The sequence below is a fragment of the Ureibacillus acetophenoni genome, assembly GCF_900220965.1.
GTDB classification, from domain to species: domain Bacteria; phylum Bacillota; class Bacilli; order Bacillales_A; family Planococcaceae; genus Ureibacillus; species Ureibacillus acetophenoni.
Window position 1 is genome coordinate 17,213 of record NZ_OBQC01000002.1, and the last position, 20,153, is coordinate 37,365.

The window sequence follows — 20,153 nt, forward strand, 5'->3', positions numbered from 1 at the left end:
ATTGGATAGCAAATTGAATATATAGTTCTCGTTCCTATTCGAAGGATATTCCCAGTTGGTGATGGGTTGCCATGTGAAAAATGGCAACCTAACTTTTTAAATAAAACAACCCGCCATTAATAATTTCCACTTTAATTCTCGGATTGAAACGTTCTTCAAGTGCTTTCTTTTCTATTTCATAACTTTCAGGTTTTTCTTCGACACCTTCATAAAAATAATCTAATACTTCTTGCTCTTTTTCCCATCTCATTTTAGCTTCTTGTGCCCATGAATGATCATCATTTTGTACAATGGATTGGATCATTTCATCTAATCTTTCTAATCCTCTATGGGGTTTAATAATGTATGGTAAACAATAGATATTCTCTGTTGGTTCATTAGTTAAATTAAGATTACAAACAGATTCATGAAAATCATCATGTATATTACCATTGACCAAATTTATCCCTAAAGAATACATTTTTTCTTTTGTTTGATCGCAGTAATAAGAGATTTTATAATTTACACATAAATAGGGTGTTAAAGTAGATCGGTTTCCATTTTCAGCTTGTTGTACTTTTTCATACATTTGAACGAACGCACCGAGCTCTTTTGTAGCCTTAAAAATTTGATTTAATCTTCTTGAACCAAAATGGATAATTTCACCCATAAATGGATTGTCAATTTTACTTCGGTCTGTAATTAATGTTAGTCTTGCTGGATTTGGAGGGCTACCTGTTGTTTCAATATACTGCCAGTAGAAAGGACGATTCATGATTTTCTTGTCTATATCAATCGTTAATTGGACAGTCAACATATATCCTTCATCGGATTCTATTTCACAATTTGTCTCATGAAAGAAGGTTCGTAAATATTCATGAACTTGTGGTGCAAACATTTGCTGTATTCCCCTTTCCATTACTAAAGCTATTAAATCAAGTTGCTAATATGTCATCTAAATCACCAACAACTTTTTCAAAGACGTTTATTTTATCTCCCAATAAGTCTAATATTTTTTGTTCAATAGTATTTTCAATCGCTAAATTATAAATATGAACATCCTCTTCTTGACCTAAACGATGAACACGTCCAATTCGTTGTTCAATTTTCATCGGATTCCATGGTAAATCGTAGTTAATAACATGATGACAAAATTGAAGGTTAATCCCCTCACCACCGGATTCCGTTGCAATTAATACTTGATCTCTTTCTCTAAATAATTGTTTTACCCAATCTCGTTTACTTTTACTAAATTTACCGTTAAATAGTACACTTGAAATGCCCTTTGTATTTAAATACCATTGCAAGTAAGCTTGAGTTGCACGATATTCTGTAAAGATCAAAACCTTCTCATTACATTGTTCAACTATCTCTAGCACTTTTTCTGCCTTGGAATTCACTTCTAAATACATTAGTTTATTAATAATCTCTTCAATATAATCGATTTCTTCTTTTGTTATACACTTTTCTAGCATCTTTTTAAGCGTTAAATACGTTGCTTCTTTACTACTACACATTTCTTTCAACAACGTAACCATCGTAAAGGAGCTTGAAAATACAGAAGAAACGTTTTTTAAATTATAAAGCATATCGTAAACTTCTCTTTCTTCTTCTGTAAAATGAACCGGTATCGTTTGAACTTTACGATTTGTCCATTCAATTCCTGTATCCTGCCTACGATTTCGCACCATTACTTGATTGACAAGTTCTTTTAAATATTTTTCCTCTTTTAAACTGTGTTTTGTTGCAGAAAACGAGGATTGGAACGTTTCAAAATTGCCTAAATGTCCAGGTTTTAATAAAGAAACAAGATAAAATATTTCAAATACATCATTTTGAATCGGTGTTGCTGTAAGTAGTAAACAAAACTTCTTTTTTAAACTTTGTACAAATTCATATATTTGAGTTTTATGATTTTTTAACTTATGAGCCTCATCAATAATGATCATGTCATAATCTTGTTCATAAATTTTCTCTCTATGAGGGCTTTTTTTTGCCGTATCCATACTCATAATCACCACATCATAATGATCTAATGGGGTATTCTTTCTATAAGGAATAGCTGGGATGAAAAAACGAACGTTTAATTCAGTAACCCATTGGTTTTGTAGTGAAGCTGGTACTAATATGAGCGCTTTCTTTACTAAACCTCGAATCATATACTCTTTTAAAATCAACCCTGCTTCAATGGTTTTTCCAAGACCTACTTCATCACCAAGGATCGCCTTGCCGTTCATTTTTTCTATGACGGTTTTAGCCGCTTCAAGCTGATGTGGTAGTATTTGAAGATTTGTTAAAAACTTCGGTGCTTGTAAGCCTGAAAACTCAGGAATTAAGTTCATTTTTTCAATTTCGTAACTCATTTTATATAATGACCAACTATCCCAAGGCCCATTTTCTTCAAATCGTCTATTAAAATCTTCTCTCCAATTGGTTGGTCTTTCTATATTCAATGAAATCACCTCACAATTTCTCTATCTTATATTGTCCAAAATAGAATAACGTATGTCCTAATTTTACTCACTTCTCTCTAAAGGATAATTAGTATTTACGAATTTGAGATTTCTATTAAATAATTGTAAATTCTTTTTAAATCTAGTTAATTTATTCATTTCCAATGCATAGACTATATAGAATGGGAATATTGTGGTAAAATTCGACTTACGATATATATGAATTCACTAAGTTAAAGTATAAAGGGGGTACTATATATGCCAACAAAAAGAGAAATGTTAGAAGAAATTTTGTGGAAATTGGAAAGTATTGTGGAATCACAAAGTGAAATGAAATCATCGATCCAAGATTTACAATCATCACAATTTAATTTAAGACAATCGATTAACGAACTAGAGAAACAGCACAATCAACTAGATCCTGTACTTGAACAATCGCCCAATTCTGAAGTCGAATCAGAAATTGAATTATCTACTAGTACGGATTCCCAAAGTAACTTTTTAGTACAAGCATTAGTTTTAATTGATTCTTCACAAAAAGCCATGAGTTCCTCCATAGCTGAACTACATTCTGAAATTAACCATATTAAATCATCTCTATTAAAACAAGAACTTGAGAACCAAGCTAACTCAATTAAGTTTGACGATAAAATATCGAACACTTATGTAAAAATTAATGAAACACAAACCTCTATTTCAACTTTACAAAAATCAATCGATCAAATAACAGTGACTATCAATGACTTGCACAATTCACAAAGCATATTGAATAATCAAGTAATAGAAATTAATGCCTCACAAGCTAATTTGAAACAATCATTCGATGAAATTTCAAATACAGAAACTCAAATTGACCCTCAATTCGTCGAAGAATTAAAAATACCAATAGAGAATTTACAAGATTCCATTGATGAAATCAAAAATTCAATCTTTGAATTACAAGCTGCTCAAAGTATTTCAAACGTAACTATTAATGAAATGAAAGAATTACAAACAAATTTACAACATGCAGTAGCTGAACTTCAAATTACAACTATCGATTTAAATAATACAATTTTTGAAGTTTCTACATCGCAGACAAAGATTGAAGAAACAATTACTAAGTGGCAGACTTTTGATGAAATTAAAAACGAATTTGCAGATTTAGTGCAAATTGATTTACACCCAATCACTAGTCAAATTGAAAAATACGGTAACCGTATTAATCTTCTTAAAAATTATATTGACCGTCTTAATGATAATATAGAAAGAGCATTTGAAGAAATCGACACAATTAAAGGACATTCTATTAAGAACTCCACACTGTTGACACCGTTAAATCATATCGTTCCAAAGGTATTGCAAATTGAAGCTGATATGAATAGCTTGAAAAAACAATTGGAATCAAGTTCTTTTCATTTAACACAGGAACTTCTTAAAAAAGTAAATGTAATGAATCCTTAAACAAATTAAAATAAGGCAGAATCCTATTATAGGGTTCTGCCTTGTTTAATTTTTCAATTATTTTGATTCCGCTACTCTTTTCACACGATCAACGAACTGTATAACCACTTTATCTGATGCGAATTTAAGCATAATTTTAATAAACCACTTTAATGGGTTATTTGTAGTAGTATATTTAAAATATGTTTTGTTTTCTTCTAACCTTTTTAATTCATACGCTGCTGTAATATCAAACATATTGGCAAGGTTAAATGTGATTTTCAGTTTTTTGATTTCAGGATTGTTTTCATACTCAAGAACTTTTACGTCATACTCCATTATTCGTTTACCCTCACGATAACTTTGTCGGTGGATACTACCAACCTTATCTTCAGTTTCGTGGATCACTTCATTTGCTACTACTTGTGGCATTATCTTTTGCATATCTTCCAAATTACCATCGAAAAGTTGCCATATTTTTTCAATCGGTGCGTTTATTACAATATCTTTAGTCCAAGTTTTCATTTCGTTCCTCCATATAATGTAACGAATTTTTAATTTTATAATAGCACATAAACTTTTAATGATTTTGGCTCAACTGAATGTATTTAACCGAAATAAAACACTCTTTATATATATATTTGTGTGTTTGCCAATGTTAAGAATAGTCATATACATAAAATATGAAGTGAAGAAGAAACGAGGTGTAAAAAATCATGTCGAAAAACGAACATTCTGACCATCATGGTACTGGAGCAAAATTTCTTGTTGCCGGTGGATTTATATCCTCTCTAGGTGAATTTATTCAAGCAATTGGCGGCTCACTTCTAGCCATTGAAAAAATACAAAAACATAAAAAAATGGAGAAAGAATTCAATCATAAAATTTATGAGTTAGAAAAGGAAATCCATATTCTAAAGAATGAAATTCATAACATGAAAAAAAGTAAAAACAAGTGACCCTAGTATTTTAATTCATAAAGCTATAATAATTTAAATTATTAATCTTTGAAAATATGTCGTCATTTCTTTTATTTTTAACGGCTGACAACTACTCGTAAAAGTGTAGATACTACAATATGCATAACGATCTTGATTGTCTAGAGTCACCGCACCATTTACAGCACCGACTAAGTCGTTACATATAATCGATTCTAACTTTAATTCTATTACTGGTAATTTACCATTACTTTCCATCATTTCAATGACATTATCTTTTCCTTTCAATCTTTTTACTGTGAGAATATTCCAAGTAATATCATCAGTAATATGATCATAGAAGAATTGCATATTCGTTTTTGCCATTTGAATATTTAATTCTTGAATAAATTTAATACTTGGTGAATGTCCACTATTTGGTGGAGGTATAATTGATATTTCAGTTTGTTCCATAATATTTCCTTTCTAATAAATCATCTATCGATACTATATCTTAATTTTCAGATAAATTCTATTTAAATGAAACAATTTCTCGTTTAAATACATATTTTGTTTTTAATAGATTCTAAATTATGAGTTATTTAATTTGTAGACAAAAAAAGATAATAGGTTTTTGAACAATATGTGAATAGTTTCACTTTCTATTTCCTTATTTCACTTTTGAGTGTACAATGGATTCAAAGATTGATATATAACACGATTCAAAAAAGAGTTGATTTGTGAATTTGTTATATAACAAATTCGCAATATAAAAATCTAAAATAAAAATTTATACCTAGGAGGCGTTCCCAACATGAAATGGATACTTACAGTTTTTGAACAAGACACTATTCATATGTTTGAATATGAAACAAAAGAGGAAGCACTACAAGCTCAAGAAAATACAGAAAGTCCTTCCATTATTACATTTACGAATTTATCTTTAGCTGCATAAGCATTGTAACTAATAGACGACCTGTATGTTTACAGGTCGTCTATTGTCTTTATATATACGTTTTGTAAAAGATTTTGTGTATTGATAATTTAATTTAAAAAAACATGCTTCCGATCATTACGAATAAAGCCATTAATAAAAGAGTAATATTGAAAGGAATGTCTATATACTCTTTTCGATTATAATGAAAGATCGTAGCAAAGAACATAAGCACCACGAATATAAAAGATGAAATTGGTGTTAAAATCCTAAAATGTTCATAAACGATTGGTATAATTAACCCCAACCCTGCAACGATCTCTACATAACCTACGAATATGACCAGTGATTTCGGTACATCTCTTACCCAAGGTATATTTTCTTTTGCTATTTCATATTGGAACGCTTTTAAAACGCCATCCATGACAAATATTAACATGAGTCCAATTTGTAAAACCCATAAAACACCATTCATTCAACTTCCCCCCTGTAATTGAATGATTACACAAATTTACTACAACATACGAATTGTCAATTTTCATCTATTTATCTATAGAATATTCAGTTTGCGTAAAATTGGGAGTAAAGCATGAACATGTTTTGAAATAAAAAAACGCATGGAAGGATCATACTTCTTCCATGCGTTAATTTTTTATACATTTAAAGATTTTACTTCCCCGATAAATTCAATAAAAATATTTACTTTTGCATCAAGGAAATTTAAAGTCGATTCATCTACAAGACGCCCTGTTGATGCATCAAACTTTTGAGCTGCAAAATTCACTAATACTTCATTTGAAGCTGGTGGCAATAATTTTGCTTGAATACCCGGTGAGGATAAAATATCTCGTAAATGTAATTGAGCACGAATTGTACCCATTGCACCCGGTGTTGCACCAACAACCATTACAGGTTTACCAATAAATACTTTGTCTTCTCGAGAAGTCCAGTCAATTGCATTTTTAAGTACGCCAGGAACTGACCAATTATACTCAGGTGTCACAATTAACACCCCATCAGCCTGGGCAATTGAAGTTTTAAAATCCTTTACAACTTGTGGAGGGTTTTGTTCTTCGTCCTGATCAAAATACGGTAATGCCCTTAAGTCTGCTACTTCAATTGATAACTTGTCTTTATAACGGTCTTTCATTGTAGTTGCTAACTGCATATTGAATGAGTCTCTTCTTAAACTTCCTACTAGTGCGATAATTTTCACAATAATCCTCCCCTTCTATTAGATTACAAGATTCACTATATTGTTATAATTTGCAATTGTCAAATTCATTCCATTCCTACTCAATCATATATTGTTAATAATTTGTAAATTAGGATTTAACATGTATCCTATAATTTTACAATGAGTAAAATTAGTTTGATAGCAAGGTGAAAGCACGAAAGCATAAGTACAACATTAATTAGGAGGAAAGACGTGAAAGCTTATTTTACAAATAAATATGGTTCACCAGATGTTTTAGAACTCCACGAAGCTGAAAGACCACATTTTAAAGAAGACCAGGTACTAGTAAAAGTAAAGGCAGCTTCGATTAACTACGGTAATATTGTATTGTTACGTGGTAAACCCTTTATAGCACGATTTGCATTTGGAATTACCAAACCAAAATATAAAATACCTGGTGGAGATATTGCAGGAATAGTTGAAGCAGTTGGTAAAAATGTTACACAATTTCAAATAGGAGACGAAGTATTTGGTGATTTATCAAGTAGTGGATGGGGTGGTTTTGCAGAATATGTCGCTATTCCAGAAAAGGCAATTGCAATTAAACCAAAAAATAGTTCCTTCGCAGAAGCAGCTTCTCTACCAATGGCTTCCACTACTGCACTTCAGGCATTACGGGACAAAGGAAATATCCAGAAAGATCAAAAAGTTCTAATTTATGGTGCTTCAGGTGGTGTTGGAACTTTTGCTGTACAAATTGCAAAGGCACTTGGTGCAAATGTGACAGCTGTTTGTAGTACAAGAAACGTTGAAATTATTAAATCTTTAGGTGCAGATCACGTAATAGATTATAAGAAAGAAAGTTTTTCTGAAAAAGGAAATAATTATGACTTAATACTTGGAGTAAATGGTTTTCAGCCACTATCCGATTACTTAAAAGCGCTAAAACCAAATGGGAAGTTTGTACTCGTTGGTGGTTCTCCTAAGCAAATGCCTAAAGCAATGTTTCGCTCTATCGTTAATAAAAAGATAAACATTTTCATGCAATTTCCTAAAAAAGAGGACTTACATTTTATAAAGGAACTTGTTGAATCTAGGAAACTAAAAGCAGTTATTGATAGAAGTTACCCATTTTTAGAGTTGCCAGATGCTATAAAGTACTTTGAAGAAGGCCATGCACGAGGAAAAGTTGTTATTACCTTTTAACGAAAAAGTGGATGTCAGGAAAGTATGACTTTCTTAACATCCCTTTTTTCTATTCTAATTAATACCCTAAACTTCTGGGTATAAAACAATATTATGCATGTTTTTTATATAATATTTTGTGAAATCGTTAACAAATTGAATAATTTGTGAAACAATTCACTATCTATTTATTTTTACTAATTTTGGATGTACAATAGGTATAGTTGATATATAACACATTTACAATCAACGTAATCATATTACATTGTTATATAACAACAGAATTTACTTGAGAGGAGATTTAACCATGTGGGTTGTTACAGTTTTTGAACAAAATTCTTTCAGAATGTTTGAATTTGAAGAAAAGAACGAAGCTGCAATGGTAATGGCAAACTTTACAGGATCTGCAATCTTATCTTATACAAAGTAAATTAATAGATAACATCATTTTTTTTCATAGCATTTTGAATTTTTTAAAATAAATATCATATTTTCACCATGTAATTATCTGGTTTTAATATATGATAATTTCAAACAAATTTTTATAAAAAACTATACCGTAATACAAAGTAATTCTTACCTAAAGCGTCGAATTTTCGATGCTTTTTTATTTGACTTTTTTCATTTTACCGTTTTTAGAATCCATTTTTAACACAAAATTTACTCGAATCTACATTTTTCTTCTATCATTCGTCATATTTCTATGAATTTTCACGCAATTCAGAATTTAATTGTGAACAAATGAACGGTTAAATTGTGACAAATTTGTGAACAATGCTTTTTCGAACACAATCCGACAAAATTTTTATATTTTCTATTATACAATGATAAAGCTTCAAGAGTTTTAATAGAGTTTGATAGAAAACGATCACGATAAATATACGGAGGAAGGAAATTATGAAAGACTTTTTATTTAGAAAAGTTCTAAAAGTAGCCATCGAAATGAAGAGAAAAGATATGTACAAAAAAGCACACGACCTTGGATTTACACATCCAGATACAGTTACTTGTAGCCAAGAGCTAGATGCTTTACTAAATGTATATTCTCATAAAGTGGCTTAAACCAACTAAATATAAAGTAGGAAAAACTAATATAATATTACATATAAAATATATATGTCGATGCCAGTAAAGCTAGATTTTAATCTACTTTACTGGTTTTTAATTTTCCCAAAAGTAGATGAATATACTACATCATGGTACAAATTATAATGAAATAGGAGAGCATTATGACTCAGTCAAAAGTTCATCAACCTCAATTTCATTTAATAACTTGTCTTTTGTCGATTTCTGGACTATTTATTTTAATGAGTATGTATGTACCTATACCTTTAACAAAAACTTTCATGTCACATTTTACAGTTACGGAAACTGAAGGGATTTGGATTGGTAGTTCATTTTCTCTTTGTTATGGAATTTGTTGTTTAATTTATGGTCCCCTTTCTGATCATTATGGTCGAAATGTATTTTTAATCTTTGGAATCACTTTTTTAAGTATCGTTACTTTACTTTGTGGATTTGTTGACCATTATCCTACTTTTGTCTTCTTAAGGATCCTTCAAGCAATCGGAGCCGCTGCATTTGTACCCATCTCCTTGGTTTATGTTGCAGAATTATATCCACCAGAAAAACGGCTGACAGCTATCGGTTTTATAACTTCCGGATTTCTAGTTGCCAGTGTCGTATCTCAAATTTTTGCAACAATTATTCATTTCTACTTTGGATGGAAAACTATTTTTTTCATTCTAGGTATCATTTACTTTCTACTTACAATTGCTTCTATTACCTATTTACCCAATATAAAAAATAATAAACATGAAAAAAGTATATTTTCTCAATTTTCTAAAATAAAATTACTTTTTTATAAGAAAGAATTGTTATTCTCATTTTCAATTACGTTTTTATTATTATTTTCATTAATCGGGATGTATACGATTTTAGGTGAGTTTTTGTCTGAATCACCTTTTAATTTTTCCGAGCAATTTATTTTATTTGTACGTGCAACTGGTTTAATTGGAATAATAATTACGTTTTTTGCAAGCCGCATTTCAAAACGATTTGGTGTAAATAGTACTTTCCGGTTTAGTCTTATTATTTCTTCCTTATCTCTTTTTTTGATGGGTATTAGTAGTCACATAGTATTTGTAATTGTTTTTAGTGTGTTTTTTGTTGCAGGAATTGCCCTATTAGTCCCTATTAATATTATGCTCATTAATATATTTGCTGGTGACCAGAAAGGGACTGCTGTATTATTTAATGCGTTTATATTGTTTATTGGCGCAAGCGTAGGACCATTACTAGCTACCTTTTTAATGCAAAAAGGAAATTCATTAATAGCTTTTACTAGTTTTAGCGTCATTCTTTTTTTAGGATTTATCCTATCAATTTTTATGAATAAAAGAGATGTAATTTCTTAAATGGGTATACTAATTACTTCCTTTTTAACCCATTTCCAAATAGTTAGACTAAAATTAATGAAATTAGTTACAAGCAATTTCTAATTTTTTTTTAATTATATTCTTATGATTCCTAATTTTAAAAGGGGTGAACCTAACTCAAATGTTCGTTCACCCCTTTCATCATCATTTTTGTATTGGATTATCTATACCTTCTCTGCCAGAATAGTTTTGTTTTGCATTCACAAACACAAATTCTTTTTCCGGATATCGATACGTCGTTAATTTACCACCAAATACTAATCCTTGGTCAATATTAATCGTATTATTTATAATCATTGGTTCTGGTTTTGGATCGTGCCCCCAAATAATCAGTAACTCTCCTTTATGGTTTAAAAACCAATCCCTTCTTATAGGTTTACCATTTTCATCAGTCCCAGCAACATCGCCGTAACGACAAAAATCTTTTATTCGCGAAGTTTCTCTACCTATAAATTCATCTTTTATGCCAGCATGTGTACAAACAATTTTATCTATATTATTTTCTTGGAGAATATAATGAGAAGGTGTATTCATCAACAAATGTTTTAGATCATTTTTTAATTGTTTTGTCCTTTTAGTACCATGCAGTTGTTCATAAGCCAAAAATTCTTGTTCCACTAGTTCATCACCATGTTTTAACTGAACTTTACGACCATCTAACCATCTTGCAATTTTCCATCCATGATTGCTATCCGTCATATAAGCTAGCCCAGCTTTCACATGTTTCAGAAAAAACTCCATACACGCAATCGATTGTGGACCTCTACTCATTACATCTCCTAAAGAAATTAATGTTCTACCTTCTGGGTGTCGGTAAAGTCCATCTCCACCATTTCTATAACCTAGTTTTTCTAACATTTCAAGAAATTCTTCAAAACATGCATGAATATCACCAATAATATCTACACCAATACCTATATCTATTTTCAATATGATTTACCCCTTTTAAATTTAAATGAAAAAGCACACCTTTATTAGTGTGCTTTTTCGGATAATGTTATGTTAGATGCACGTTTATTCTCTACTTTTCGAACGAGATAAATACTTATTTCATATAAGCCTATCATCGGAATTAAAATTAATAATTGACTTATAAAGTCAGGTGGTGTTATTAGAGCAGAAACTACAGCCATTATTATATATGACCACTTTCTGACCTTTTTCATCGAATTGGATGTTAATATACCGATGGTTGAAAGAAATAATGCAACAATAGGCAATTCAAAAAGTAAACCAATAGGTACTGTTGTCATAATGAGAAAATTTATATAGTCAGTAGCAGTAATCATTATATCAAAGTTCATTTCGCCTAGACTAATTAAAAATTGATAACTCATTGGGTTAACAACAAAATAGCCAAAGGCAAGTCCAATAAGAAATAATATAAGCATAATCGGTGAATATAAACCTATAAACTTTTGCTCTTTTTCATAAAGACCAGGCTTGGCAAATTGCCAAAGGAAATTACATATAAAAGGTAAAGAGAGTCCTAATGATAGTGTAACCGAAATAGAAGTATAGGTTTTTATAACTTCTAGGGGACCAAGTATAATTAAATTATGTCCCCTAGATATGAACGGAAACCAAAAATTAATAGTTGAAAAAACCGCAATGAAAAGTGTTACAAAAACAATTGAACTTTTAATCAGCTGTTTCCTTAAGTCAACAATATGGTCAAACCACGAGTCATTATTTTCATCCTGCTTGGATGTTGTTTCAAGGCTGACAGCAGATTCTTCAAGTTCCTTTGTCCCTTCTGCTTTTTTGTTTTCATCAGTTTCATCGGTTGAAAGTTCCTGTTCCTTCTTTTTCTTCTTATCCAAAGGGCTTAAGTTGTTGTATCCATATGGATCCATTATTGATCACCTACTATGCATCTTCGGTCTTTTTTATATCCTTTATAGTCGTTTTTTTATCAAAATCATCGTCATCAATAACTTCCCGGGCTGACTTTTTAAATTCTGATAAAGTTTTACCGACAGCTCCACCAATTTCAGGTAACTTCTTTGGACCAAAAACGATTAGCACAATGACTAAAATGATAATTAACCCCGGAACACCGATAGATCCAAAACCACCCATAATAAATTCCTCCTATTATTTAGACAAGACTGCCACCAGTTTTACTGTAATTAATAATCCCTTCTGCACAGCGGTAAGCAAGTGCTCCAGCAGTACCAGTCGGGTTGTACCCACCATTATGAGCAAAGTTCCCTGCTCCTACGACGAATAGATTTTCTGCATCCCAATGTTGCAACCATGTATTCACTACGCTAATGGCTGGGTCGGTACCCATAACAGTTCCACCAGTATTATGAGTTGTTTGATAAGGTACAATATCATAGTCCGTCAGCGGATTTGCTGGAACCACTGTTTTTGCACCCATTTCCTTCATAATCTCAGCAGTTTTTTCAGAAAGGTATTTATGAAGCGCTCGATCTTGATCAGTAAAATTGTACGTCACTTGCAATAATGGTAAACCATAAGCATCTTTATAGTTTGGGTCAAGTGACATAAAGTTTTCTTTATGTGGCATGGAAGCCCCTTGTCCACCAATATTTAATGTTCTAGTGAAGTAGTGAATGGATGCCTTTTTGAAATCAGCACCCCAAGCCGGTGTATCAGGTGGTACTGGGTTAAATTGAATTGGACGTTGACCAGTTTGAGTAATTGTTAGACTTGCACCATGGATAAAATCAAGGTCCGTATGGTCAAATGAATCACCATTGAAATCATCAATTGTCATTCCCAATGCCCCTGCTCCCATAAAGGTATTGAATTGTTCTTCAAAAAATCCTGTAGCACTAGGCAATATTTGATAACAATAGTTTCTACCGAGTGTACCTCTTCCTGTATCAGGATCATACATTTCACCTATATTAGAAACCATTAATAATTTTGCATTATTCAAAACATAAGATGTTAAAACTACGATTTCAGCAGGTTGAATAAACTCTTCACCAGTAATCGTGTCGATGAAACGAACTCCAGTAACTTTATCTCCTTGTTTTAGTACTTCAACTACATTCGAATGGAACCGTATATCAAAATTCCCTGTCTCCAATGCAGTGGGAACTACTGTTATTTCTGCTGAGGACTTCGCTCCATACTCACAACCGAAACGCTCACAAAATCCACAGTATTGACAAGCTGCTATCGTTGACCCGTCTGGATTTGTATAGGATTCAGAAAGGTTTGCTGATGGCATCATGAATGGATGATAGCCAAGATTTTTGGTAGCTTCTTCAAATCGATTTAAAATAGGTGTTTTTTTCATAGGTGGTGTTGGAAACGGTTTGGATCTTTTTCCCCAAAACGGATTATTATCTTCACCTGAAATTCCTGCTGTATATTCAAATTTTGTAAAATATGGTTCTAGTTCATCGTAAGTGATACCCCAATCTTGAAGATTGTAGTCACTACCTAGTTTGTTAGGACCATATTTTTCCTCTGTCATTGATTTAATTTCAAAATCGTATGGTAAGAAGCGCCAATTATGACCATTCCAATGTGTACCAGCTCCACCTAATCCTTCTCCTAATAAAAAAGATCCCATCATACGCATTGGTAATGCATTCATTTTTCTATGATTTCTAAATGTGATCGTTTCTTTTGATAAGTTTTGGAATAATTCATAGCGAATTGCATAACGAAATTCGTCATGGGCCATATAGAAATCTTCTGTTCCTCTTTTTGCTCCACGCTCTAATCCACGTACTTTTAAACCTGCTTTTGAACATTCAGCGGCAATAATGCCTCCCGTCCAACCTACACCAACTGTTACTACATCAACTTTATCTAAAGTAGTAGCCATAAATCTATTCCTCCAATTAATGTGTCATACTACTAATTGACTGCGGCTCAATTTTTTGAAACTCTTCGCTTTCGATTTGCCCTATATAACTCATTTGATGGCCCGGGAATCCTTTCATCTTCCAACCTTCCATGTTTTGATTACCACTATAAATAGGATCAGCGTAAGCTCCTTCAAGTGTTGCTTGACGTAGAAGTTTAAAGAAGAAATCTGAAGTTACTGCCATCATTTCTACTTCACCTTTTTGGAACGCAGTTAGAATTTCATCCATTTGTTCTGGTTCTAATTCGGCAAAGCCCTTTTGATATCGAGTACGAGCTTCTTCATCTAACTTTGCTATTCCTTGGGCAAAGATTTCAGCACGTGTTAACCTACTTTGATAGCCTTGAGTACTTGCACCATCTGCAAAAGGCCCTTGCATGTATTCTTTTGCATTCATACCATAGGAACCAGCTAATTGGTTATCAATAAAATATGGAACACCTAGTCCAATTGCACCTGGGCCAAGTTCATCTTCTGGGAATATTCGTTCAGTCGCTTGAGATAGAACGTTAAATGCAGTCATAGTGGTGAAGAACTTTAGACCAACATTTAAAGGATGATCTGCTGTTTGACCGCTACTATTTGTTCCCTTTTGGTTATTAGTTGAAATGGCACCTTTATCGCGATTTACGTTGTAACCAACAAGGCCACCAATGATTCCTCCTCCAATTAAAGTACCCGTAGCAATACCTGTTGTTTTCATGAAGTCACGGCGAGATACGCCTTTTTTTTCATTTGCCACGATATAGCCTCCTTAGTTGTTAATTTTTAGCTTCTAAAAGTATTGGATAAAATTTAGTAAATTAAACAAATTTATGTGAAAAAGATTATCTTTGTATGCAACTACAATCTATAGATATTTTTGTAAGGTACTTTTGTAAAATTTTTGCACAAAAAAACGCAACCAACGTTCGGTTGCGTTTGAATTCAAACTATAGTTTAATAGTCCAGCCAAAAGTATCTTCTATAGATCCGTTTTGGATTCCAGTTAATGTATCATAAAGCATTTGTGAAACTTCACCAATTTTATTGTCATTAATAATCAATTTTTCGTTTTGATATTTCAATTCTCCAACTGGAGAAATAACAGCTGCAGTACCAGTACCAAATACTTCTTCTAATGTTCCGTTGTGAGATGCTTCTACGATTTCATCAATCGATATTAGGCGCTCTTCTACTGGAATATTTTTAGATTTTAACACTTGAATCATTGAATCACGAGTAATACCAGCTAGAATACTTCCATTTAATGCTGGTGTAATGACAGTACCATTAATTTTGAAGAAAATGTTCATACTACCTACTTCTTCAACGTATTTATTTTCCTTACCATCTAACCATAGTGTTTGTGCGTATCCTTCTTTTTCGGCAATTTCTTGACCTTTTAACGCACTTGCATAGTTTCCACCTGTTTTTGCTTCACCCGTACCACCTTTAACCGCGCGTACAAATTGTTGTTCAACCATAATTTTTACAGGGTTAATGCCTTCTTTATAGTAAGAACCTGATGGAGACATAATAATAATAAATTTATAGTTTTTTGAAGGATGAACTCCTAGATTTGGTTCTGAAGCAATGATAAATGGACGTATGTACAAAGATGTACCTGGTGCATTTGGAACCCAATCACGGTCAATGGAAACAAGCTGTTTAAGTGCCTCTAATGCAAAATCTTCATCGATAGCTGGAATAACTAGACGTTCGTTTGATTTGTTCAAACGAGCAAAGTTACGGTCTGGACGGAAAAGAAGTACTTCCCCATCTACTGTTTTATATGCTTTTAACCCTTCAAATACTGATTGACCATAATGGAAAACCATAGAAGATGGCTCCATTGGAATCGGTTGATATGGAATAATCTTTGCGTCATGCCATCCTTGACCTTCTGTATATTCAACAATGAACATATGATCAGTAAAATAGTGGCCAAACCCTAATTCATTTATTGCAGGTTTTTCTTTTGGATTTGTTGTTAGTTGTGTTTGAATATCTATCATAGTAAAGCCTCCAATTAAAATAAGAATGTTCTGAAATATTTGGCGTATATGAATCGTTGAATGCAATTTTCTTTCGAGATTCTTGCATCTAAAAATTGAATATACCGCTATTCCTATTATTATACTCATTAAATAGTATTTTCTCTACCATATATTCCTCTTAATATTCATAATCATCTCTAAATTCTGCTAACATTTCATTAAACTGATTGTAATCATCTTCAACTTCATTCATTTTCGTTAGAAATTCATTCCCTTCCAAATAATTCATAGATTCTAATGTCTTTTGAGCTTGTTGCGCAGCTTCAAGTAACGATTCATTCATTTTCAGTAATTGGTTTTGGAGGGCTTCTGTTTCGTCAATATTAGGGTGATTACGAATAATTTCTATATTTTCTTCAAGTATTTTTATCTTTTCTGAAATAGTTTTAAGTTGTGCTGTCGTATCGGTTTGATTTATACCGTTGTTGTAATTTTCTACTAAACTATTATATAGAGCCACTGATTTTTCGTTATACTGATCAATTAACCAATTTAATTCATCTAATACGGGGTCTCTATGAAGATTAAAAAGTGCTACCTTTTTCTTTCCTGTTACATAATCGCCTAATCCAACTTGAGTCGCAACCTCAACAAAGCTGTGACTTTTAATAACGTTTTGAGGAACTAATAGAATTGCGAATATGATGATTGTCGTTACAATTGTTTTAAAAAAACTTGTGAATAGCCCTTCTTTAATAAATACTTTCGAAGCTGGGAACCACATTCCAAGAAGCATACCAGCAAATAATCCACCTAAATGACCTGTTATAGAAATCCCAGGAATTAAAAATGTGGAAATGATATTTATGACCGTAATTCCAATGATAGGATAGGAAATTTCCTTCGTTAACAGTGGATGTTGTTTTACCATTAACGCAATGTAAATCCCCAATAGTCCAAATACAGATCCGGATGCCCCACTACTTGTAAGATCTGAAGTAAATAATAACGTTACTAGACTTCCAAAAATTCCAGTTAAATTAAATAAGATGACAAAAAGTATCGTGCCAAAAATTCGTTCTATAAAAGGAGCAATAATAACGATGGCAATTAAATTACTTACAACATGTAATATTCCCCCAATGTGTTGATAATTGGATGTAAGTAAATAAGGAAATTCGCTCCATTCTTTATTATTTGATAGTAATGCACCGAATTGTCTTGCTGTTTCAAAATCCGTTGCACCATTACCTACAACAAACGCTAGGATGTGAATCATAATTAAAGCAAAAATAATCGTTGATGTTGCAGGATACCTTTTCACATATTGTTTCCAACTACTTTCCGTAATCACTTTGCACTCACCCCGACTGATTCTTACCGTTTATTAATTTAAAAATACGCTTTGTATTTCTCTATGAAAACAAAGCGCATCGTCTTTTTAAAGCGGTAATAATGTTACCTTTTCTTTTCCTTCTAAATTCTCAATCATATTCACCCATTCAGTAGGCTTATTCGATAACACTGAATAGTAATCTTTTAGAAAATCTGTTATTAATGTAGACGGAATATCAATGATTGATTCATCTGTTGGCATGAAACAAAAATCAAGCCCTTTCACTGCTTCCCCGTCATTTTTCCAAGATGGGTGAACATAGTCAAAATCAAGCTTTTTATAACCTAGGTGAGATAACACTTCTCTTCGTACAAAAGGATTCATTGGCTTCACGCCACCAAAGTCAAAGTCTTCACGAACGTATGGATCATAAATTTCAGCAAACATTCCAAATAGAGCTTTACCATTTTGCTCCGCTAAGGAATGTAAATCTTTTTCACGATTATTTGCAAGGAAACGCCCAATTGATAATCCTGGACGACCAATAATCGTGAAATCTGTCATCGCGATATTCCATTGTGGATAGTAACGATACTCAGTTGCCCCAACTACTTCATCATTATGAACAGCAACAAATACACGGATTCCCGGATCTTCTAATGGTTCTTTCCATAGCTCAAACTCCAATACTTCCTCAGGTGGAAACACTTCTCCTAAAAGTTTGTGCATTTTCGCAAATAATGGATCTTCAATCGATGTGATACGGATATATTGCATTTCATTATTCTCCTTTTAACAAATTCTTTTTTAGCAATCTTTATTCTACTTCGCCACTTATTATACAAATCCTTCTTCTATATTAATTTGTTGTTTGTATTGTAAAAAACTTCATTTTTTAATTGTTTATAGTATTCAGATTATTAATTGAAATAAGGGGTTATTACATGGTAAACTGAAGTTATATTTATTATTAATACAATACTAATATATTGACACTTTTTAAAATTTCGTGCATATTTATTTGAAATACATAATTTTAGCGTAACGAAGATTAGTATGTAGTCACTCATTGAACAGAGAGCGATTGTTCTTGGCTGAAAAACATCGTACTATTGAAACTACTGAACCTACTTCGCTAGCTTCTAGCAAAACTAGACGCATGCTCAAGCGTTATATGAGTTTAAAGTGGGATTATTATAATCCAATTTAGGTGGTACCGCGGAAAGTCTATTACACCCTTTTCGCCCTATTTATATATAGGGTGGAAAGGGTTTTTTATTATATTTAACAATTATTTTTAATGAAAATATTTAAACGAGCTTAAAAAACTGGGCACAATTATTCAAAGAAGAATTTGATTTACTATTTTGGAGGGAATTCAAATGGTCATAAAAAAAATGCGAGTTGTCGTAAAAATCGGAAGTAGTTCCCTGACAAATTCAAAAGGTGAAATTGATCATGAAAAACTACAAGATCATATAGATGCAATCTCAACATTAAAACGTAAAGGTCATGAAGTATTACTCGTATCATCTGGTGCTGTTGCTGCTGGTTTTAGAAAACTAGGCTATCCTTCAAGACCAATTACACTAAAAGGAAAACAAGCAGCGGCTGCTGTTGGTCAAAGTTTACTAGTGCAACAATATTCAATAGGTTTCCAGGAATACGAAATAACAACTGCACAAATTTTACTAACACGGACTGATTTCTCTAAAAAAGACCGTTATAAAAATGCCTATGCAACATTTACGGAATTACTCGAAAGGTCCATTTTACCGATTATTAATGAAAACGATACTGTTTCTGTAGCAGAATTAACTTTTGGAGATAATGATATGTTATCTGCTTTAGTAAGTGGGCTCGTTCATGCAGATCAGCTAATCATCTTAACAGACGTCAATGGACTTTATGATGATAACCCAAATAAAAACCCTAATGCCAATCGGATCAATCATTTATCTGATATTACGGATGATTTATTAGCTTTTGCATCTGGATCTAGTTCGAAAGTAGGTACTGGTGGAATGCAATCAAAGCTTCTAGCTGCACGAACTGCACTTCAATCAGGTGTTAAAGTATTTATCGGAAAAGGAAACGGTGCGAATAAGCTAATCGATATTTTAAAAGGAAAAGGCGATGGTACTTACATAAGTAGTGACAGTGCTCAAACTTTACCGAACACGAAACAATGGATTTCATTTACTGAAGTCTCAGGAAAAATATTCATCGATGAAGGTGCAAAAAATGCACTATTAACAAATGGTAAAAGTTTATTGCCTGCTGGGGTATATCAAATTGAAGGTGAATTTATTAGCGGTGATGTTGTAGAGGTTTATTGCCACGATACATTACTTGGACGTGGTGAAGTTTTATATTCCAGTGATGAATTATCACTAGCACTAGGTAAAAGAACAGAAGACATTTTGTCAAATTCCATCGAAGTTATACACCGTGATAATTGGGTAGAAATATAAAAT

The 20,153-nt window shown here is 32.2% G+C and carries 22 protein-coding genes; 8 read left to right on the plus strand and 14 right to left on the minus strand.

Annotation, left to right across the window (positions count from 1 at the left end; all coding sequences use genetic code 11):
- Positions 1-88: 88 nt before the first annotated feature.
- Positions 89-877 carry a YqhG family protein gene (locus CRO45_RS02760; RefSeq protein WP_097148117.1) on the minus strand — a complete coding sequence of 263 codons (789 nt, stop codon included), beginning with the start codon at positions 875-877 and terminating at the stop codon, positions 89-91.
- 37 nt (positions 878-914) lie between these two features.
- Positions 915-2,438, minus strand: coding sequence for a DEAD/DEAH box helicase (locus CRO45_RS02765; protein WP_097148632.1), 1,524 nt, complete (start codon positions 2,436-2,438; stop codon positions 915-917).
- Between the two features lie 252 nt (positions 2,439-2,690).
- Between CRO45_RS02765 and CRO45_RS02770 the strand changes: the two genes are divergently transcribed.
- Positions 2,691-3,875, plus strand: coding sequence for a coiled-coil domain-containing protein (locus CRO45_RS02770; protein ID WP_097148118.1), 1,185 nt, complete (start codon positions 2,691-2,693; stop codon positions 3,873-3,875).
- A 57-nt stretch (positions 3,876-3,932) separates the two neighbouring features.
- Here CRO45_RS02770 and CRO45_RS02775 read toward each other — a convergent pair whose 3' ends face one another.
- Complete coding sequence (locus CRO45_RS02775; protein ID WP_097148119.1) at positions 3,933-4,379, minus strand: SRPBCC family protein; 447 nt, start codon at positions 4,377-4,379, stop codon at positions 3,933-3,935.
- A gap of 191 nt (positions 4,380-4,570) precedes the next feature.
- Here CRO45_RS02775 and CRO45_RS02780 point away from each other — a divergent pair, with 191 nt between their 5' ends.
- A complete protein-coding gene (locus tag CRO45_RS02780; RefSeq protein ID WP_097148120.1) occupies positions 4,571-4,813 on the plus strand; it encodes a hypothetical protein in 243 nt (80 codons plus the stop codon).
- Between the two features lie 33 nt (positions 4,814-4,846).
- On the opposite strand, the gene CRO45_RS02785 is transcribed toward CRO45_RS02780, so the two are convergent.
- Positions 4,847-5,245, minus strand: a complete 399-nt coding sequence (locus tag CRO45_RS02785; RefSeq protein ID WP_097148121.1) for a hypothetical protein — start codon at positions 5,243-5,245, stop codon at positions 4,847-4,849.
- A 340-nt stretch (positions 5,246-5,585) separates the two neighbouring features.
- On the opposite strand from CRO45_RS02785, the gene CRO45_RS19970 reads away from it, so the two are divergent.
- Complete coding sequence (locus CRO45_RS19970) at positions 5,586-5,726, plus strand: hypothetical protein (protein ID WP_170949389.1); 141 nt, start codon at positions 5,586-5,588, stop codon at positions 5,724-5,726.
- 94 nt (positions 5,727-5,820) lie between these two features.
- On the opposite strand, the gene CRO45_RS02790 is transcribed toward CRO45_RS19970, so the two are convergent.
- Both CRO45_RS02790 and CRO45_RS02795 read right to left on the minus strand, forming a co-directional pair.
- A complete protein-coding gene (locus tag CRO45_RS02790) occupies positions 5,821-6,180 on the minus strand; it encodes a DoxX family protein (RefSeq protein ID WP_097148122.1) in 360 nt (119 codons plus the stop codon).
- Between the two features lie 177 nt (positions 6,181-6,357).
- Positions 6,358-6,921, minus strand: a complete 564-nt coding sequence (locus CRO45_RS02795; RefSeq protein WP_097148123.1) for an NADPH-dependent FMN reductase — start codon at positions 6,919-6,921, stop codon at positions 6,358-6,360.
- 213 nt (positions 6,922-7,134) lie between these two features.
- Between CRO45_RS02795 and CRO45_RS02800 the strand changes: the two genes are divergently transcribed.
- The 4 genes from CRO45_RS02800 (at position 7,135) to CRO45_RS02810 (ending at position 10,484) form a co-directional block, all read left to right on the plus strand.
- Complete coding sequence (locus CRO45_RS02800) at positions 7,135-8,088, plus strand: NAD(P)-dependent alcohol dehydrogenase (protein ID WP_097148124.1); 954 nt, start codon at positions 7,135-7,137, stop codon at positions 8,086-8,088.
- Between the two features lie 286 nt (positions 8,089-8,374).
- Positions 8,375-8,497, plus strand: coding sequence for a hypothetical protein (locus tag CRO45_RS20330; RefSeq protein ID WP_268878114.1), 123 nt, complete (start codon positions 8,375-8,377; stop codon positions 8,495-8,497).
- A gap of 467 nt (positions 8,498-8,964) precedes the next feature.
- Positions 8,965-9,129 (plus strand): aspartyl-phosphate phosphatase Spo0E family protein, encoded by a 165-nt coding sequence (locus CRO45_RS02805; RefSeq protein WP_097148125.1) that lies wholly within the window; start codon positions 8,965-8,967, stop codon positions 9,127-9,129.
- Positions 9,130-9,296: 167 nt separating this feature from the next.
- Positions 9,297-10,484, plus strand: coding sequence for an MFS transporter (locus CRO45_RS02810; RefSeq protein ID WP_097148126.1), 1,188 nt, complete (start codon positions 9,297-9,299; stop codon positions 10,482-10,484).
- A 165-nt stretch (positions 10,485-10,649) separates the two neighbouring features.
- Here the strand turns inward: CRO45_RS02810 and CRO45_RS02815 are convergent, their stop codons facing one another.
- The 8 genes from CRO45_RS02815 to CRO45_RS02850 form a co-directional block, all read right to left on the minus strand.
- Complete coding sequence (locus CRO45_RS02815) at positions 10,650-11,435, minus strand: metallophosphoesterase (protein ID WP_097148127.1); 786 nt, start codon at positions 11,433-11,435, stop codon at positions 10,650-10,652.
- A 44-nt stretch (positions 11,436-11,479) separates the two neighbouring features.
- Complete coding sequence (gene tatC / locus CRO45_RS02820) at positions 11,480-12,361, minus strand: twin-arginine translocase subunit TatC (protein WP_097148128.1); 882 nt, start codon at positions 12,359-12,361, stop codon at positions 11,480-11,482.
- 13 nt (positions 12,362-12,374) lie between these two features.
- Complete coding sequence (gene tatA / locus CRO45_RS02825; RefSeq protein WP_097148129.1) at positions 12,375-12,587, minus strand: twin-arginine translocase TatA/TatE family subunit; 213 nt, start codon at positions 12,585-12,587, stop codon at positions 12,375-12,377.
- Positions 12,588-12,606: 19 nt separating this feature from the next.
- The gene (locus tag CRO45_RS02830) at positions 12,607-14,319 is read right to left on the minus strand and encodes a GMC family oxidoreductase (RefSeq protein ID WP_097148130.1); all 1,713 of its coding nucleotides are present in this window, start codon (positions 14,317-14,319) and stop codon (positions 12,607-12,609) included.
- A gap of 16 nt (positions 14,320-14,335) precedes the next feature.
- Complete coding sequence (locus tag CRO45_RS02835) at positions 14,336-15,103, minus strand: gluconate 2-dehydrogenase subunit 3 family protein (protein ID WP_097148131.1); 768 nt, start codon at positions 15,101-15,103, stop codon at positions 14,336-14,338.
- Between the two features lie 190 nt (positions 15,104-15,293).
- On the minus strand, positions 15,294-16,358 hold the full coding sequence (locus tag CRO45_RS02840; RefSeq protein WP_097148132.1) for a branched-chain amino acid aminotransferase: 1,065 nt from the start codon (positions 16,356-16,358) through the stop codon (positions 15,294-15,296).
- A gap of 160 nt (positions 16,359-16,518) precedes the next feature.
- Entirely contained in the window at positions 16,519-17,694 is a 1,176-nt protein-coding gene (locus CRO45_RS02845; protein ID WP_097148133.1) for a rhomboid family intramembrane serine protease, read from the minus strand.
- Between the two features lie 87 nt (positions 17,695-17,781).
- Positions 17,782-18,453, minus strand: a complete 672-nt coding sequence (locus tag CRO45_RS02850) for a GNAT family acetyltransferase (protein ID WP_097148134.1) — start codon at positions 18,451-18,453, stop codon at positions 17,782-17,784.
- Positions 18,454-19,064: 611 nt separating this feature from the next.
- Between CRO45_RS02850 and proB the strand changes: the two genes are divergently transcribed.
- Entirely contained in the window at positions 19,065-20,150 is a 1,086-nt protein-coding gene (gene proB, locus CRO45_RS02855) for a glutamate 5-kinase (RefSeq protein WP_097148633.1), read from the plus strand.
- The last annotated feature ends 3 nt before the right edge of the window (positions 20,151-20,153 follow it).

Excerpts from the sequence above, each read along its gene's own strand:
- CRO45_RS02760 (WP_097148117.1), bottom strand. The coding sequence starts at position 877 with ATGTTTGCACCACAAGTTCATGAATATTTACGAACCTTCTTTCATGAG.
- CRO45_RS02770 (WP_097148118.1), top strand. The coding sequence starts at position 2,691 with ATGCCAACAAAAAGAGAAATGTTAGAAGAAATTTTGTGGAAATTGGAA.
- CRO45_RS02775 (WP_097148119.1), bottom strand. The coding sequence starts at position 4,379 with ATGAAAACTTGGACTAAAGATATTGTAATAAACGCACCGATTGAAAAA.
- CRO45_RS02780 (WP_097148120.1), top strand. The coding sequence starts at position 4,571 with ATGTCGAAAAACGAACATTCTGACCATCATGGTACTGGAGCAAAATTT.
- CRO45_RS02785 (WP_097148121.1), bottom strand. The coding sequence starts at position 5,245 with ATGGAACAAACTGAAATATCAATTATACCTCCACCAAATAGTGGACAT.
- CRO45_RS19970 (WP_170949389.1), top strand. The coding sequence starts at position 5,586 with ATGAAATGGATACTTACAGTTTTTGAACAAGACACTATTCATATGTTT.
- CRO45_RS02790 (WP_097148122.1), bottom strand. The coding sequence starts at position 6,180 with ATGAATGGTGTTTTATGGGTTTTACAAATTGGACTCATGTTAATATTT.
- CRO45_RS20330 (WP_268878114.1), top strand. The coding sequence starts at position 8,375 with ATGTGGGTTGTTACAGTTTTTGAACAAAATTCTTTCAGAATGTTTGAA.
- CRO45_RS02805 (WP_097148125.1), top strand. The coding sequence starts at position 8,965 with ATGAAAGACTTTTTATTTAGAAAAGTTCTAAAAGTAGCCATCGAAATG.
- CRO45_RS02810 (WP_097148126.1), top strand. The coding sequence starts at position 9,297 with ATGACTCAGTCAAAAGTTCATCAACCTCAATTTCATTTAATAACTTGT.
- tatC (WP_097148128.1), bottom strand. The coding sequence starts at position 12,361 with ATGGATCCATATGGATACAACAACTTAAGCCCTTTGGATAAGAAGAAA.
- tatA (WP_097148129.1), bottom strand. The coding sequence starts at position 12,587 with ATGGGTGGTTTTGGATCTATCGGTGTTCCGGGGTTAATTATCATTTTA.
- CRO45_RS02830 (WP_097148130.1), bottom strand. The coding sequence starts at position 14,319 with ATGGCTACTACTTTAGATAAAGTTGATGTAGTAACAGTTGGTGTAGGT.
- CRO45_RS02840 (WP_097148132.1), bottom strand. The coding sequence starts at position 16,358 with ATGATAGATATTCAAACACAACTAACAACAAATCCAAAAGAAAAACCT.
- CRO45_RS02850 (WP_097148134.1), bottom strand. The coding sequence starts at position 18,453 with ATGCAATATATCCGTATCACATCGATTGAAGATCCATTATTTGCGAAA.